Origin of the sequence: Rhodococcus sp. DT1 (assembly GCF_049844875.1) — a bacterium.
In the GTDB taxonomy this organism is placed as follows: Bacteria; Actinomycetota; Actinomycetes; order Mycobacteriales; family Mycobacteriaceae; genus Rhodococcus.
The window spans coordinates 426,596-440,865 of record NZ_JBNCLW010000004.1; the positions used below are offsets into that span (position 1 = coordinate 426,596).

At 67.0% G+C, this 14,270-nt stretch carries 18 protein-coding genes; 11 read left to right on the forward strand and 7 right to left on the reverse strand.

What is annotated here, in order from left to right; translation table 11 throughout:
• Nucleotides 1–161: 161 nt before the first annotated feature.
• The 5 genes from ACLQ3J_RS12645 (at nt 162) to ACLQ3J_RS12665 (ending at nt 3,424) form a co-directional block, all read left to right on the forward strand.
• A complete protein-coding gene (locus ACLQ3J_RS12645) occupies nt 162–641 on the forward strand; it encodes a TspO/MBR family protein (protein WP_169623010.1) in 480 nt (159 codons plus the stop codon).
• A gap of 66 nt (nt 642–707) precedes the next feature.
• A complete protein-coding gene (locus ACLQ3J_RS12650) occupies nt 708–890 on the forward strand; it encodes a hypothetical protein (protein ID WP_072700725.1) in 183 nt (60 codons plus the stop codon).
• 107 nt (nt 891–997) lie between these two features.
• Nucleotides 998–1,534, forward strand: a complete 537-nt coding sequence (locus ACLQ3J_RS12655; protein WP_296550367.1) for a DinB family protein — start codon at nt 998–1,000, stop codon at nt 1,532–1,534.
• Between the two features lie 34 nt (nt 1,535–1,568).
• Complete coding sequence (locus tag ACLQ3J_RS12660; protein WP_425903437.1) at nt 1,569–2,915, forward strand: phosphotransferase family protein; 1,347 nt, start codon at nt 1,569–1,571, stop codon at nt 2,913–2,915.
• Nucleotides 2,916–3,016: 101 nt separating this feature from the next.
• Nucleotides 3,017–3,424, forward strand: a complete 408-nt coding sequence (locus ACLQ3J_RS12665) for a PPOX class F420-dependent oxidoreductase (protein WP_169623007.1) — start codon at nt 3,017–3,019, stop codon at nt 3,422–3,424.
• Nucleotides 3,425–3,469: 45 nt separating this feature from the next.
• Here ACLQ3J_RS12665 and ACLQ3J_RS12670 read toward each other — a convergent pair whose 3' ends face one another.
• Both ACLQ3J_RS12670 and ACLQ3J_RS12675 read right to left on the reverse strand, forming a co-directional pair.
• Nucleotides 3,470–4,144, reverse strand: a complete 675-nt coding sequence (locus ACLQ3J_RS12670) for an excalibur calcium-binding domain-containing protein (protein ID WP_425903439.1) — start codon at nt 4,142–4,144, stop codon at nt 3,470–3,472.
• Between the two features lie 86 nt (nt 4,145–4,230).
• Nucleotides 4,231–4,818: an HdeD family acid-resistance protein gene (locus tag ACLQ3J_RS12675; protein WP_169623004.1), complete on the reverse strand. Its 588-nt coding sequence runs from the start codon at nt 4,816–4,818 to the stop codon at nt 4,231–4,233.
• 213 nt (nt 4,819–5,031) lie between these two features.
• On the opposite strand from ACLQ3J_RS12675, the gene ACLQ3J_RS12680 reads away from it, so the two are divergent.
• Nucleotides 5,032–5,511 (forward strand): hypothetical protein, encoded by a 480-nt coding sequence (locus ACLQ3J_RS12680; RefSeq protein WP_169652845.1) that lies wholly within the window; start codon nt 5,032–5,034, stop codon nt 5,509–5,511.
• A gap of 49 nt (nt 5,512–5,560) precedes the next feature.
• Here the strand turns inward: ACLQ3J_RS12680 and ACLQ3J_RS12685 are convergent, their stop codons facing one another.
• Nucleotides 5,561–6,073, reverse strand: coding sequence for a MarR family winged helix-turn-helix transcriptional regulator (locus ACLQ3J_RS12685; protein WP_425903440.1), 513 nt, complete (start codon nt 6,071–6,073; stop codon nt 5,561–5,563).
• Between the two features lie 70 nt (nt 6,074–6,143).
• Between ACLQ3J_RS12685 and ACLQ3J_RS12690 the strand changes: the two genes are divergently transcribed.
• Nucleotides 6,144–7,553, forward strand: coding sequence for an FUSC family protein (locus tag ACLQ3J_RS12690; RefSeq protein ID WP_425903442.1), 1,410 nt, complete (start codon nt 6,144–6,146; stop codon nt 7,551–7,553).
• Here the strand turns inward: ACLQ3J_RS12690 and ACLQ3J_RS12695 are convergent, their stop codons facing one another.
• Together ACLQ3J_RS12695 and ACLQ3J_RS12700 are read right to left on the reverse strand one after the other, a co-directional pair.
• On the reverse strand, nt 7,554–7,949 hold the full coding sequence (locus ACLQ3J_RS12695; RefSeq protein ID WP_169652848.1) for a histone-like nucleoid-structuring protein Lsr2: 396 nt from the start codon (nt 7,947–7,949) through the stop codon (nt 7,554–7,556).
• 38 nt (nt 7,950–7,987) lie between these two features.
• Nucleotides 7,988–9,082, reverse strand: coding sequence for a nucleoside hydrolase (locus ACLQ3J_RS12700; RefSeq protein ID WP_425903444.1), 1,095 nt, complete (start codon nt 9,080–9,082; stop codon nt 7,988–7,990).
• Between the two features lie 70 nt (nt 9,083–9,152).
• Between ACLQ3J_RS12700 and ACLQ3J_RS12705 the strand changes: the two genes are divergently transcribed.
• Together ACLQ3J_RS12705 and ACLQ3J_RS12710 are read left to right on the forward strand one after the other, a co-directional pair.
• On the forward strand, nt 9,153–9,953 hold the full coding sequence (locus tag ACLQ3J_RS12705) for an acyl-CoA thioesterase domain-containing protein (RefSeq protein WP_169622918.1): 801 nt from the start codon (nt 9,153–9,155) through the stop codon (nt 9,951–9,953).
• A gap of 150 nt (nt 9,954–10,103) precedes the next feature.
• Nucleotides 10,104–10,955 carry a DUF5995 family protein gene (locus ACLQ3J_RS12710; RefSeq protein WP_296550371.1) on the forward strand — a complete coding sequence of 284 codons (852 nt, stop codon included), beginning with the start codon at nt 10,104–10,106 and terminating at the stop codon, nt 10,953–10,955.
• A gap of 34 nt (nt 10,956–10,989) precedes the next feature.
• On the opposite strand, the gene ACLQ3J_RS12715 is transcribed toward ACLQ3J_RS12710, so the two are convergent.
• On the reverse strand, nt 10,990–11,730 hold the full coding sequence (locus ACLQ3J_RS12715; RefSeq protein ID WP_296550372.1) for a M50 family metallopeptidase: 741 nt from the start codon (nt 11,728–11,730) through the stop codon (nt 10,990–10,992).
• 117 nt (nt 11,731–11,847) lie between these two features.
• On the opposite strand from ACLQ3J_RS12715, the gene ACLQ3J_RS12720 reads away from it, so the two are divergent.
• Together ACLQ3J_RS12720 and ACLQ3J_RS12725 are read left to right on the forward strand one after the other, a co-directional pair.
• Nucleotides 11,848–12,540, forward strand: a complete 693-nt coding sequence (locus ACLQ3J_RS12720; RefSeq protein WP_169622921.1) for an AzlC family ABC transporter permease — start codon at nt 11,848–11,850, stop codon at nt 12,538–12,540.
• Nucleotides 12,533–12,862 (forward strand): branched-chain amino acid transporter permease, encoded by a 330-nt coding sequence (locus tag ACLQ3J_RS12725; protein ID WP_169622922.1) that lies wholly within the window; start codon nt 12,533–12,535, stop codon nt 12,860–12,862. The genes ACLQ3J_RS12720 and ACLQ3J_RS12725 overlap by 8 nt, the downstream gene beginning before the upstream one ends.
• On the opposite strand, the gene ACLQ3J_RS12730 is transcribed toward ACLQ3J_RS12725, so the two are convergent.
• Nucleotides 12,832–14,079, reverse strand: a complete 1,248-nt coding sequence (locus tag ACLQ3J_RS12730; RefSeq protein WP_425903447.1) for a glycosyltransferase 87 family protein — start codon at nt 14,077–14,079, stop codon at nt 12,832–12,834. The two genes, ACLQ3J_RS12725 and ACLQ3J_RS12730, sit on opposite strands and share 31 nt — an antisense overlap.
• Nucleotides 14,080–14,270 lie beyond the last annotated feature (191 nt).

Below are 14,270 nucleotides of genomic sequence, written 5' to 3' on the forward strand. Positions count from 1 at the left end.
CGCCGGGGTGCCGGGAGCGTTTCGAGGCGCGAGAGCCCGGGTAGCCGGTCGGAGCCGCGAGCCGGCCCCCGACCGACACAGAAGTCCGACCGACACAGAAGTCCGACCGACACAGAAGTCCGACCGACACAGAGGAATGCACTCGACAGGAGTCACCCCGCATGAAGCTCACTACCGTCCTCGCCACCGCCGCAGCGACCACTGTGACCGCGGTCGTCGGTTCCATCGCTTCCCGCGAAACGGATTCCAAGTGGTACCGCAGGCTGCGCAAGCCCGGCATCCAGCCTCCGGCTGCGGCATTCCCCGTGGTGTGGACGGCGCTCTACGCGGATATCGCGGCCACCTCGGCGGTCGCGATCGACTCGCTGACCGAACGCGGGGATCACGACGGCCGGCGCAAGTACGTCACTGCGCTCGGCGTCAACCTGGTGCTCAATGCGTCCTGGTCGTGGGTGTTCTTCGCGTGGCACCGGCTCGTTCCCGCGACGCTCGTGGCCGCTGCTCTGGCCGCGAGTACGGTCGACCTCACGCGCCGGACGGCGGCGGCGAACCCGGTGGCCGGGGCGGCGCTCGCTCCCTACGCCGGCTGGACGAGTTTCGCGACCGTGCTCTCCGGCCGGATCACGCAGCTCAATCGCTGATCGCGCTCACGCGCTCGGCGGACGGGCCCGCGTGAGGCGCCCGCCCGCGTGGGCGATGATGGAACCATGCTCGAAACATCGGTGATCATCGGGATCGGCTCCATCTGCATCGGCTTCGTCTTCTTTCTTCTTGCGGCGACGGGAGCACGGTCGCGCTGGGACAGGAAGGTCACGATCACGTTGTTCGTGATCGCGATCGTGTTCATGACGATCATTCCGGTGATCGGTGCGGTCGGCTTCGCCGCCTGACCACCTTGTGTACCGAATCCGGCACGAGGCGCAGATCTAGGACCGAAGCCGACCGCAATCGTTTCTACCGTGACAGCATCGACGGAATCCGGAAACGAGGAGTGGTCATGAACCAGAGCACAGTCACCGGTGAACACGCGGACATCCTCGAGATGCTGGCCGAGCAGCGCGAGATGTTTCTCATCACCGTCCGCGGAATCGACGACGAGCAGGCCCGCACGCGCTCGACCGCGAGCGAGCTGACGCTGGGTGGCCTCGTCAAGCACGTCGCGAACACCGAGCGGTCCTGGATCGAGACGATTCGTGAGATGGACGAAAACGCCGAGGTCACGGACATGGATGCGCAGATGGAGCAGTACTTCATGCGCGACGACGAGTCCCTCGCCGACCTGCTCGAGAACTACCGCGCGATCGCGGATGCGACGGAGGAGTACGTCGTGACTCTCGACCTGAACCGACAGGTGCCGCTTCCGATTGCTCCGTGGACGCCTACACGGGAATGGATGAGTGCCCGCAAGATCCTCATCCACATCATTCGCGAGACCGCCCACCACAGCGGACACGCCGACATCATTCGTGAATCACTCGACGGCGCCAACACGACGCGACAGCGCGGCGAGGCGGCGGGCATGGAATTCGACTGATCGCCCCGCCCGCAGGACGACGGTGCGGTACAGGATGAGGGAGACGTTCGAGGAAGCACTGGCGGAGCGACTGTCGACGGTCCTGGGCGCGTCGTGCGTGTTCACCGGCGTCGAACGGCTCACCGGCGGGGCCAGCCGCGAGACCTGGTCGCTGACGACGAAGCCCGATCCCGCGGTGCCACGCGAACTGATCCTGCGCCGCGACCCGCCGGGCCGAGAAGATCCCACCCGAATGTCCATGGAAGCAGCGGCTTTCGTGGAAGCGGGCAGAGCGGGAGTCCCAGTACCGGAGATCCTGGACAGCAGTGGCACCGAGCCGTCGCCGGGTATCGGCTCGTACCTGGTGATGTCACGACTGCCCGGCGAGGCGCTGCCCCAGCGTCTGCTGCGCGACGAGCGGTTCGGTTCCGTGCGACCGCGCCTACCGTACGACCTCGGGCGCGCGCTCGCCCGACTGCACCGGATGGACCCGGTGGCGGTGCCGGGCCTTCCGGACTACGACCCGATGGAGTTTCTGTTCGGCCAGTACACGCGGACCGGAGCTCCGTTGCCCGCTCTGGAGGCGGCGTTCTCCTGGCTGAGAGACAACCGGCCAACGGCCACACGGAAGTCGGTCGTGCACGGCGATTTCCGTAACGGAAACATCCTCGTCGACGAGGACGGCATCCGGGGGGTGCTGGACTGGGAGCTGGCGCACGTGGGCGACCCGATGGAAGATCTCGGCTGGCTGTGCACGAAGACATGGCGATTCGGGTCGCCGCACCCCGTCGGAGGATTCGGGTCGCGCGACGACCTGTTTCGCGGTTACGCCGAGGAATGCGGTGTCACACCGGATCCGGATGCGGTGCGCTGGTGGGAGGTCTTCGGGTCGCTGCGGTGGGCGGTCATCTGCCGGGTGCAGGCGATGCGTGCGGGCGAGGTCGGCGACAACACCCTCGAACTGCTGGTCATCGGCCGCCGCGTCGCGGAATGCGAACACGACCTGCTGGACCTGCTCGGTGTGCCGGCGAGTGCGACCGGTGACGTCGCACAGGCCGGTGACGATCGGGCAGACGAGTTGTTCGGCACTCCCCGCATCGGCGAGTTGCTGCGGGCGGTCCAGGATTTCGTCGTCGACGCGTCAGCAGGGGCCGACCCGCGGACCGTCTATCGCTCTCGTGTCGCCGCGCATGTTCTCGGTATCGCCGCGCGCGAGTCGGAGGTCGGATACGCGGTGCGAGAACAACTTCGCGCGCGGCTCGCGGCTCTCGGCTATCGCACGGAATCGGAACTCGCACTCGGCCTGCGTGCAGGTGACGTCACTCTGGGGGACACACCGGTCGGCTGCGTCATCCGAGATCTGGCAGAAACGCGGCTGAGGGTTGCCAACCCGCGGTATTGAGCGTCGGCGCGCTGTCTTCTCGGTGCACTTCCGGCGGACGACCCGCGTGCTCGGGCATAGGCTTGTCCGGTACCGATCCTCACCTCGAGAAAGGCTCGATTGTGCCGAAGCCTCCGGTTCCTGCCGCCGTTGCCGAGTTCCTTGCCCAGCCCAATTACGCCACCATCAGCACGCTGCGGGCCGACGGGCAACCGGTGTCGGTGCCCACCTGGTACATGTACGAGAACGGTCGCATTCTCGTGAACATGGACGAGGGACGAAAGCGGCTCGAATACCTGCGCCACGACCCGCGTGTGAGCCTGTCCGCGATGGATCCCCAGGACTGGATCACCCACGTCAGCATCCAGGGCCGGGTGGTGGAATTCGTCGACGATCCGGATCTGGCCGATATCGACCGCATCTCGACGCACTACACCGGCCGCCCCTACCACCAGCGCGACAGGCGGCGGGTGAGCGCGTGGATCGAGATCGATCATTGGCACGCGTGGGGACGACTCGCGAACGCCTGACCGGTCGCTATCGGGTCGGCGGATGCCGCCTGCACCGCCAGGAGGCTACTTTTCGCAGGCGATGCCGTCCCCGTCCCTGTCCAGGTGGGCTGCATACCCGGCTTCGCCTCTACGGATGGGAGCGGCACCTGCTGCCTTTACCTCGCCGCAGTTCTTGTACGACGCACTCGGTTGCGGCGGAGGCGTGTACTCCGTCGTGGGCGGAGGTGTGTACTCCGCGGTGGGCGGAGGCGTGTATTGCGTTGCCGGGGGCGGGGTGTACGCCGGGGCAGCCGGTGGCGTGTAGTCCGTTGTCGCGCTGGTTGTCGTTTCCACCTGAGGGACCAACGGCACCGGAGCGGGAGCCTCCGAGGTCGTGGTGGGCGCCGGGGTAGTCGTCCGGAGCGTTGTCGTCGTGGTGGGTCGCGCCGTCGTTGTGGTCTGAGCTGCCGAACTGGTCGTCGTAGACACGACCGAGGTGGAATCAGGCGCCGGTTGTTCCTCGCCTACGGCTGCTCCGAGGGCCAACAGCCCCACGAACCCTGCGCCGACCACCCACGGCCACTTCCGGCGCTTCTTTTCCTCGGCCGGCGGGTTGCCCCCTGGATCGACAGAACCGAAGACCTGGGTGGGAGTATCGCTACCTTTCGGCCTGGTTTGCTCCGTCCACCGTTCACCGTCCCAATAGCGGTCGACGGACGGGTCGAAGGGGTCGGGATGCCAGCCGGCAGGAGGATTCATAGTCGATCCGTTCTGAGGAAGTGTGTTCCGTCAGAACGTCGGGGATACCGGTCGGTTTGTTACACCGCAAGCAGGAGCGCCGCCCGTCAGATGACGCCGATCCGCTTCGCGGAGTTGCGCACCTGGAACGCCATCACGATCAGCAGCGCGCCGAACAGGATCGCGTAGATGCCGACGAGGAAGATCAGGCTGAGGATGCCTTCTCCGGGGAAGATGAGAAGGATCAGGCCGAACACCACCGCGAGGACCCCGGCGATCACCGACCAGACCCACCCGGATTCCGGGACCTTCCGGAATCGAAGGCCGCCGACGATGCCGGTGATGCCGTACAGGATGGCGTAGAAGGCGACCACGTACAGCAGGGCGAGCGCGGTGATCCCGGGCCAGACGAGAGCCACGATGCCGGCGACAACCGACACGACAGCCATCGCGAGCCACCACCCCCACCCGGCGAGCGACGCGCGGTCGCGTACCGCGTGGGCACCGAGCACCACCCCGTCGACGATCGCGTAGATCGCGAAGACGATGACCAGTGCCCACACCGTGATGTTCGGCCACGCGAGCGCGACGATGCCGAAGAGCACGGCGAGAATGCCGCGGATGAGGACTACCCACCAGATTTGCTTGAACAGCGACCTGAACGGGTCGGAGGGAGAAACAGGGTTCGCGGACATGGGAACTCCTCGTGATGACACCTCGAAGTCGTGATCTTGGTGTGCTCAGAATAGGCCCGCGGCAGTGGCCGTGACCCGAAAACGGCACCGCTGCATCGCGGGGGGGGGTGCGGCCCGTTCGCAGAAGGGTCGGTGGCATCGTGAAAACTGATGCGGCAGGATTCGCCGCCCCGACCCCCGGCGGACCTGCGACCGAAAGCGAGGCGAAGTACTGTGTGGCCCGATCATTGGCCGAAGACGACCCAGCGGATCGCGTCCGCGACCGATGCGGCTCTCGTTGCTGCGCGCGCCGGAGCGAGCGAGGTCTTCGGCGATGCACTCGACGATCTGGTCGGGCTGCCGTACGAGACGGTCACCGCGGTCCATGCCGGGATGATGCGGGAGTTGTTCGAAGAACTTCATCCCGACGGCCTGACGGGTGAGGACGTGCAGACCGTTCTCACGCGAGCCGTACGCGACGGTGTGCGATGGCTTCCGTCGATGCAGCCCGACGCGGTGGTCGCGGTGATCACCGGCGCTCTGGGGGTGCAGGACGTCGAGGCGACGGATCCTCGTATCGCGCCGGAGCAGTACCTCACCGCCGGGCTGTTGGTACTGACCGATCTGCTCGCCGCGCGGAAGGCGGCCCCCGGTCCCTGCCTGCGCCGGGCGATCGCGGAGATCGAACGGTCGGAAACGATGGAGATGCCCTGATCTCGCAGCGCCGGATGGGATCACGGCGTGCCGGCGATGCGGCTGCCGATCAGGAGAACGTCTGATCTTCGACGTTGCGTGCGATGCGCCGCAGCAGGCCCGTCAGTACCTCGAGTTCGTCCTCACTCAGCCCGTCCAGCATGAGCCGCTCGCTCTGCACCCGCCGCGGTAGTTCCGACTCGACCAGGGCACGGCCGGTATCGGTGAGGGACAACAGCACGACGCGTCCGTCCCGCTCGAGGCGAAGCCGTTCCACGAGTCCGAGTTTCGCGAGTCGCTCGGTGTGCTTGGTGGTGGACGCACCGGAAATGCCGGTGACCGAGGTGACTTCGCTGGCACGCAGCGGATGGGGGCTTCGCGCAAGTGCGCTGAGCACCTCGAATTCGGTGCGTCCGATGCCGCGCGGTTCGAGTTCCCGTTCGAGTCGGATGAGGGCGAGTGCACCGATGCGCGTGATGCGGCCGATCACGTCGAGGGGTCGGAGATCGAGGTCGGGGTAGAGGTCTTCCCATGCGCGACGGACGCGGTCGACGTAGTCGGGGCGGTCGGAAGACGAGGGCATATGCGCATTCTAACGGCCGGAGCGAATCGCTTCGTAGATAATTTATCCTCAAAGTATTATTGTGGGGGGAATGCGGCGCTCCTCCTCCGGCACGCGTGACAGTCGCGTGCAGCACTCGGTACGCGCGCTGGCCCATTCCGTCTCGCCGTCCGCTTGGCACGACGTGGTCGAAATGCGCCGCGCAGACCCGACTGTCGCGATCGCGATACGCGTCGGTCTCGCGACGCTCATCGCGCTCGTCGGTGGTGGATTGCTCGGATACAGCGAGGTCGCAGGTTTTGCGGCGCTCGGATCGCTGTGCTGTGCCTTCCTTCGCCACGAGCCGTACCCGCGGATGGCAGGAAAGCTCGCGTGTATCGGAGCGTGTGTCGTCGCATACACGTTCGCCGGTGCGGTGCTCGGCGTGCTCGGACTCTCGATATGGCTCCAGATCGCGGTGCTGTCGGTGGCGGCAGGACTGGCCTATCTATTCCTGTCCGCATTCAGGATGACGGGCCCGGGACCCGTCATCCTGATCTTCGCCGCCGCCGGCGCGGCAGGATTCGCCCACACCGGCTCCGACGTGCGGATCGCCACCGCCGCGGCCGCGATGGGCGCACTGGTCGGCTGGATCGTCGCGCTGCTCCCGGCGCTCTGGAATCCACACGGGCCGGCGCGCGTCGCCGTCGCGCGTGCCCTCGCGGCGACCGCTGCTCTCGAGACCGAGGGTGAAGCAGCCGTGTCCGCCGCCCGCGCGGCGGCCACGCGGGCGCGGGAAGTGATCGCGCTCGGCAGCCGCAGGGATTCACACACCGCCGAACTGCTGGCACTCGTGGGCGCCGCGGAAGCAGTGATCGACAGCGGGCCACACGACACCCTCGCGGGACGCCGCGCCGACTTCGTCCGATTCGAGGCGGAACTGCGGAAGACGCGCCCCACCATCGATATTCCTCGCGAGGACATCTCGGCCGTGCCGGACCTCGAGCGCCCCCGGGGTTTCGTCCGTGAGGGAGCGCTGCTCCTGCGAGACCGGGCGCTGTTCATCGGCGCGTGCCGCGTCCTGGCCGCTTCGGCACTCGCGGGAGGCTTCGCGGCGGTCGTCGGGTTGGAGCATCCGCTGTGGGCGACGATGGGCGCGATGGCCGCCCTGCAGGGCGTCAATTACCGGCACACCGTCGCCCGTGCGATTCAACGTCTGCTCGGCAACGTCGTCGGGGCTCTCATCGCGGCGGCGGTGCTGGTACTCGATCTCGGTTATTGGCCGGTCGTAGCGGTCATCGTGCTGCTCCAGACGATCACCGAGTTGTTCGTCACCCGCAATTACGCCGTCGCAAGCATCTTCGTCACCGCAATGGCGCTGTTACTCACCGGAATCGGCGAACCACTCGGTGCCGATATCGCGCTCAGTCGAGTCGGGGACACCCTCATCGGCGTGGTGGTGGGTGTAGTCGTCGCCGCGGTGACCATCCACCGCGACGATCGACATCACCTGACTTCCTGATCAGGAGTGCGCTGCCTCGAACCGCTCGAGGATGTGCGACGGAATGCGGCCCCGCGAACTGACGTCGAACCCTTCGTTGCGGGCCCAGTGCCGGATCGCCGCCAGTTGTTCCGGGGAGCGGGTGGACGGAATGGTCTTGCGCTTGCGGGCCGCCCGTGGCCGGGACGGCTTGATCACCCGTTCCGTGACATCGGCGCGCGCGGCCGGTGTGCGTGCGCCGGGGGGCTTCTTCAGCCACGGACGTAGAACGGCCCAGAACTTGTCCGCGTTGGCCGGACGGAGGTCGATTTCGTACTCCACGTCGTCCACGGAGATCCGAAACGATTGCGCCAGACCATCGGCGATGGGTTGACCGTCGATGTCGTCGAAATACTCGACGCGCACTTTCTGCGCCACGCTATTCTCCTTGTCCCCGAAATGTTGCAAACGCGACGCTAGTTGTTACTCCCGGGTACGTACAACTCGCGCACATAAAGTGCGACTCGCTCGACGAGATGAGTGAAGAAATATTCGGGTTCCGTACCGACCACGATGTCGGCATCGGGTTCTCGTCCCCAGATTCCCGACCAGTCGGCGACCGTCGTGCCCCGAGTGATCCGCCCGTCGAGTTCGACATCGACGGTGGCGGGTCGTGTCACGAAGGGGACGGTGCCGAGTGCCACCGCCGCGGCGAACGGATCGTGCACGTGGGCGAGGTATCCCAGGTTCTGGTCTCGATGGAACTCCATGTAGAACCGCAACGCATCGGACAGGTGGCGTACGACAGGAACGGACGCCCGTGATCGCCGGCCGCGGGGATCGTCCGGCGACAAGTCTTCTCCGGGAACACTTCCCGCGAGCTCTGCGATCCGGGCGATGTGCGCGGGATGCATCTCGATCGACTCGGTCGTATCCAACGGGCAGAGCAGCGGACGCCGCTCGGGGGCGAGTCCCGCGAAGGCATCGAACACGACTTTCGCGGCCTCGGGATCGACCGCGACGTTCCACTCCGAAGTCGGCGTGGTGTTGCCCGGGTGATTGAAGCAACCTCCCATCACGACCAGTCGGCGGAGCCGGGTGAGAACACCGGGGTCGAGACGCACAGCGAGAGCGAGGTTCGTCAGCGGTCCGGTGACGAGTCCGGTCAGTTCCCCGGGCCGCTCGCGCGTGAGTTCGACCCAGGCTTCGGCAGCGGAGCGTGCCGAGGGGTCGCGCGTCGGCGCAGGCAGTTCCGCGTAACCGACACCGCGGGGGCCGTGCGTATCCTCGGTCGTCATCAACGGCGCGACGAGGGGCACCGTCGATCCCACCGCGACTTCGATATCCGGGCGGCCGCACACCTCCAGCCACGCAAGGGTATTCGTCGCCACCTGGTGCACCGGGACATTTCCCGCGGTGCACAGGACTGCGGCGATCTCTGCTTCCGGGCTCGCCAGCAGGTACAGCAGGGCGAGGGCGTCGTCGATGCCGGTGTCGACATCGACGAGCAGTGGGATCGGTGCCCGGGCCGTATCTACCTCGTGTGCGCGCACGCGCTCATCTTCGCCCATCGCTTTCGGTGCCACCTCCGGGGGCGTCCCCGGTGAACGGGCTCACACCTGCACTTGCGAGAATCCGGAAATGCCCCAACGCCCGGAACGTGGATTCTTCACCGAAGCCGACGGTATCTACACGCCGACGAAATATGCGGCCAGTCCGTGGTCGGACACCATGCTCAACGGGCCGTGTGTGAGCGGGCTGATCGCCCGGGAACTCGAGAATGCGCACGCGCCGGACGGATTCGTGCCGGCACGCTTCACTCTCGATCTGTTCGCACCGGTCCGCAACGAGCCGATCACCTTCACCACGACCCGGGTGCGGGACGGGAACCGGATTCGGGTCGCCGACGCAAGCCTGATCCAGGGCGGGAAGGTGTCCGCACGGGCAACGGTCGTGTACCTGCGGCGGTCGGAGCAGCCTCCGGGATCGGTCTGGACCCGCGACGAGCATCCGGAGCCACCACGGGAAGTACTCGATTCCCCTCCGGCCACGGACACCTACTCCTGGTACAGCAGTGACGGGCGGTGGTCGAGGGGGCGGTCGGAACACCAGAATGCGGATCGCAAACGCCTGTGGTCGAGGCAGCTCCCGGTGATCGTCGGGGAAGAACAGTCGCCCTTCGTCAACACCGCGATGGTCGGTGAGGGAACGAGTTTCGTGACCAACTGGGGCGACAAGGGTGTCGGATTCATCAACGCCGACGTGACGCTGGCGTTGTCGCGCCTCCCCGAAGGTCTCGAAGTGGGTGTGGAGGCGGACAATCACATCGGCACCGACGGGGTCGCGGTGGGCACGGCCGTGCTGTTCGACAGGCTCGGTCCGTTCGGGACCGGGGTGGTCACCGCGCTGGCCAATGCGCACCGGCAGGTCGACTTCGGCTGACCCGCTCAGCTCCGTCCGGTTCGGCGTCCGTCCCCATGATCGGGATTGCTGCCGGGCCCGTTCGGGCCGGGCGCGTTCCTCGGATCGGTGATCCGAGATCGAATAGCGGCGTTTGTCCGAAACAGGTGGACCGGGCTAGCCTTGATCCTCATGAAAAAACCGGCTGGCTTCATGGTCTCTGCGTTCACCGCTGTCACGATGGCCGTAGGTCTCCTCGTCGGTACGGCCACGTCCACTGCCCAGGCGCGCCCCGCTTCCGCCTGCGCGCCCCGCGTGGACGCCGGGGTCATGGCGGAAATAGCGGACATATCGGCACCCGAGAACAACCGGACCCTGCAGGACGCTCGCGACAACGTCACCGAGATCGCCGAGCTGTGGGGTGACGCGGGAGACCCGCGCGGCGGATTCGCGGTCGTCTACAAGGAGATCCTCGACACCACCGTCCCCTCGATCGAGCGCGGCGACTACGACGATTCGCAGTGGGCCGAGGACCTCGCCGTGGACTTCGTGCAGCGCTACCTGGCAGGCGTGCACGCGCATGCGACGGGCGAGCCGGTGCCCGCGCCGTGGGAGCTCTACTACCGGACCGCGACGGACTGCGAGCACTCCGGCGGTCGTGTGGCCACCAGCGGGATGAGCGCGCATCTGCTGCTCGACCTGCCCGCCGCGCTCGCCGCGGTCGATACCCCGGCTGAGCGGTGGGACGACTTCAACCGGTACGGCGAGGTCCTCGGCACGGCGACGCCGAACATCATCCGCGAGATCGAGGCCGACTACGGAACCGATCTCAGCGAACTCTTCTCGGTGTCGATCGTGGGCGACGTCATCGGGAGTGAGCGTGCCGCCGGGATCTTCTTCCAGACGGTGCGCGCGGTGGCATGGGCCAGCAGCCGGGCACTGATGTCCCCGGCCACGGAGGGCGCGGGCGAGGCCGCGATGTGGGCCGAGTGGCACGCCTCGGAGGTCGTTCTCGACACCGCGGAAGCCATCGGGATCTTCTGACCGGCCGAGCGCCGGCAGTGCGACCGCGGGGCGGTCACCCGAGGTGGGTCACCACGACCCGCACCGTCCCGTACACGGCGGTCCCCGCCGTGACGAGCGCGAAGATCGCGATCCAGATCCCGGCCGGTATCCGGGTGAGCCCCCGCAACTGATCGGCGTCCGAGCCGCGCCCGCGACCCTGCCGGTGGGTGCGTGCCAGTTCCAGAACCGGACGCGTCGCGCCGAGGAGCAGAATCCAGGTGATCAGATACGCGGCTGCGTAGCGGACCACGGGATCACCGAAGTAGGCGGCCGCACCGACCAGGGCGCCGGCGAGAACCACCGAGATGAACCCGTAGAGGTTGCGGATCAGCAGCAGCAGGACCGCGAGCGCTGCGAGGATCGACCACAGCACCGCGGCGGGACGATCGAGGGTCAGCAGCGTCGCGGCCGCGAAGCCCAGGACGGCGGGGCCGGTGTACCCGGCGAAGGTCGTCGCGATCATTCCGGGTCCGCGGGGGTTTCCGGAGGACACCATCACACCGGAGGTGTCGCTGTGCAGCCGGATCCCGGAGAGTTTCCGCCCGACGAGAGCGGCGACGAGCGCGTGGGAGCCCTCGTGCGCCTGCGTGATGACATGCCGGGTCTTGAGCCACAGCGGCCGCACCCACACCAGCGCAAGGGCGATGACCGCGGTACCGACCACCAGCCATGACGGAGCCGGCTCATCGACCGTGGAGACGGCCTGCCACGCGGACTGCACCGCATTCGTGAAGGAATCGAGGGTGGACGCCACCGGTCACCTTTCCGTGTCGGGCCGCCGAGTGCGGCCCCGTCGAACTGTCGGGGAGGACGGACGCGTCATCGTACGGTGCGCGCGGAGGGCAATGCGCCCGTCGATAACCTGGGAGCCATGCTCAACCCTCGCACCACGCAGATCCGTGCGGGTATCGCCGATTCGTGGGCCGTCGGCCTCGGCCTCGTCCCCCTCGGACTCGCGTTCGGCGTGGTGCTCACGCAGGGCGGGTTCGAGTGGTGGTGGGCGCCGGTCTTCTCCACCGTGATCTACGCGGGGTCGATGGAGTTCCTCGCGATCGGTCTGATCGGCGCCGTGACGCCCCTTGCGTCGATCGCCGCCGCGACGCTGCTGGTCAATTTCCGTCATGTCTTCTACGGACTGTCGTTTCCGCTGCACCGGATCCGCAGTCGTATCGGACGGCTCTACGGCGTCTACGCGCTCACCGACGAGTCGTACGCGATCGTCGCGCCCAAGGCACGCGACGACCTGTCCGGCACCCGGATCCTCACCGTGCAAGTGGTGTGCCAGATCGTGTGGGTCGCGTCGGGCACGGTCGGTGCGCTGATCGGAGCGGTGCTGCCCGCCGGACTGGAGGGTCTCGAGTTCGCCCTCACCGCGTTGTTCGCGGTGCTCGCGATCGATGCGTTCCGTGCGAACCGCGACGTGCCCGCGCCCGTGATCGCGCTGGTGTGCGGTCTCGTGGCGATGCTGGTCGCGAAAGAGCAGATGCTGGTGATCGGCCTGACGCTGTTCGTCGCGGCGCTGTTCGTCCGGTTCGTCTACCGGAATGCGACGACCCGTGCCTGACTCGGTGCCGGGTGCCGGATACGTATTCACCGCGTTGTTGGTGATGTTCGCGGTGACCGTGGCGCTGCGCGCGGCGCCTTTCGTGGCGTTGTCCGCTTTGCGGGACTCGGCCTTCGTCGGCTTTCTCGGCCGCACGATGCCCGCGGGGGTCATGGTGATCCTGGTGATGTACACACTGCGTGACGTCGGGCAGACGACGTGGCTGCCCGCGACCGTCGGCCTGGCGGGAACCGTCGCGGTGCACGTGTGGCGCCGCAACGCCGCTCTCAGCACGGTGGTGGGGACAGGTCTCTATCTGGTCGCGTCCACCGTGTGGGGCTGAGCCTCCTGCTGCGGCGCCGGTACGTCTTCGGACACGTCGGATTCTTCGGCCAGTGCCGGGCGGCGGCTGCGCGCCGCGATCACCGCGGCGACGAACACCGCGATGGCTGCGAGGCACTGCGACGTGCCGAGTACTTCGAGAAGGAGTTGTTCCACCCATCCTCGCGACGCCGCGTCGCGCAGCAGGTGGTTGGGCCCGGCGAGGAAGACCAGGGTGGCGGGGAGCAGGACGGGCCACCAGGAGCGATACCGGGGTGCGACGAGAAGCGGCACGAGGAACAGCGCGTACACCCAGTGATGGGTGACCGCGATGGGGGCAGCGAGCAGCGACGCGAGGCCGACGAGCGCGAGCGCCACCACGGGTTCGTCCGCGCGGAGGAAGCGGTAGGCGGCCCACGCGGTGGCGGTCACGATCAGCGCGGCGCCGGCCAGCCACAGGGCTTTGCTGAGGCCCTCGGACAAGTCGAATCGCGCGATGAGGCCGGTCAGTGCCTGATTCCGGAAGAATCCGGGGTCGCCCGCACGATCGGTCGCGAAGAATTCCTCGGTCCAGAAGAAGACGGTCGACTCGGGCCGCAGCCAGTAGCCGAACGCGACGGTCGCGATGAACGCGCCGAACGCGCGCGCTACCGACGGCAGATCCCGGCGCAGCAACAGGAGCAGGCCGAATGCTGCCGGAGTGACCTTGATCGCGGCGGCCAGGGCGATACCCACACCGCGGAAGCGCTTGGGGATGACCCCGAGGACGTCGGCGACGACGAGCGCCATCAGCACGATGTTGATTTGGCCGAACGCGAAGTTCGAGCGGAACGGTTCGAGGAAGAGGACGACACCGAGCGTGGCCGACGCGATCAGGCCGGCGTAACCGATGTCCAGGCGACGGTAGATCACCTGCAGCATCCACCACACGAGTGCGATGAGTCCGGCCGTCCACACCACCTGCAGCACGGCGCTGCTCACCAGAGCCATCGGAGCGAAGAGGAAGGCCGCGAACGGTGGGTAGATGAACCGGAACCCGGAATGACTGAAGAAGCCCTCGGTGTAGAGCGGTGTGTGGTGGAGGAAAGCCCAGCCGGCGTCGCGGAATACGTCGAGGTCCATGAGGTATTCGGTGGTCGCGTCACGCATATAGCCCCACACCGCCAGGACCGAGACCACGAGACCCACCGCGATCAACGCGGATTGCACAGGTCGGGAGCGGACTTCGGTCAACAGCACGGGCGGGTACCTCCGGGTCGGAAACAGATGTGGCTACGTTACACAATCGTTGTAATTTCCGTGGAGGGACGAGAAGCATGGTCCCGCAGCCGCTTTGGCATACCCTGTTCGCCGGCTTCTAAATGTGATCTCTCTCACGACTGAGACATCCGGAGAATATTCATCTTTCTAGAAATAACGCTAGATAGGCG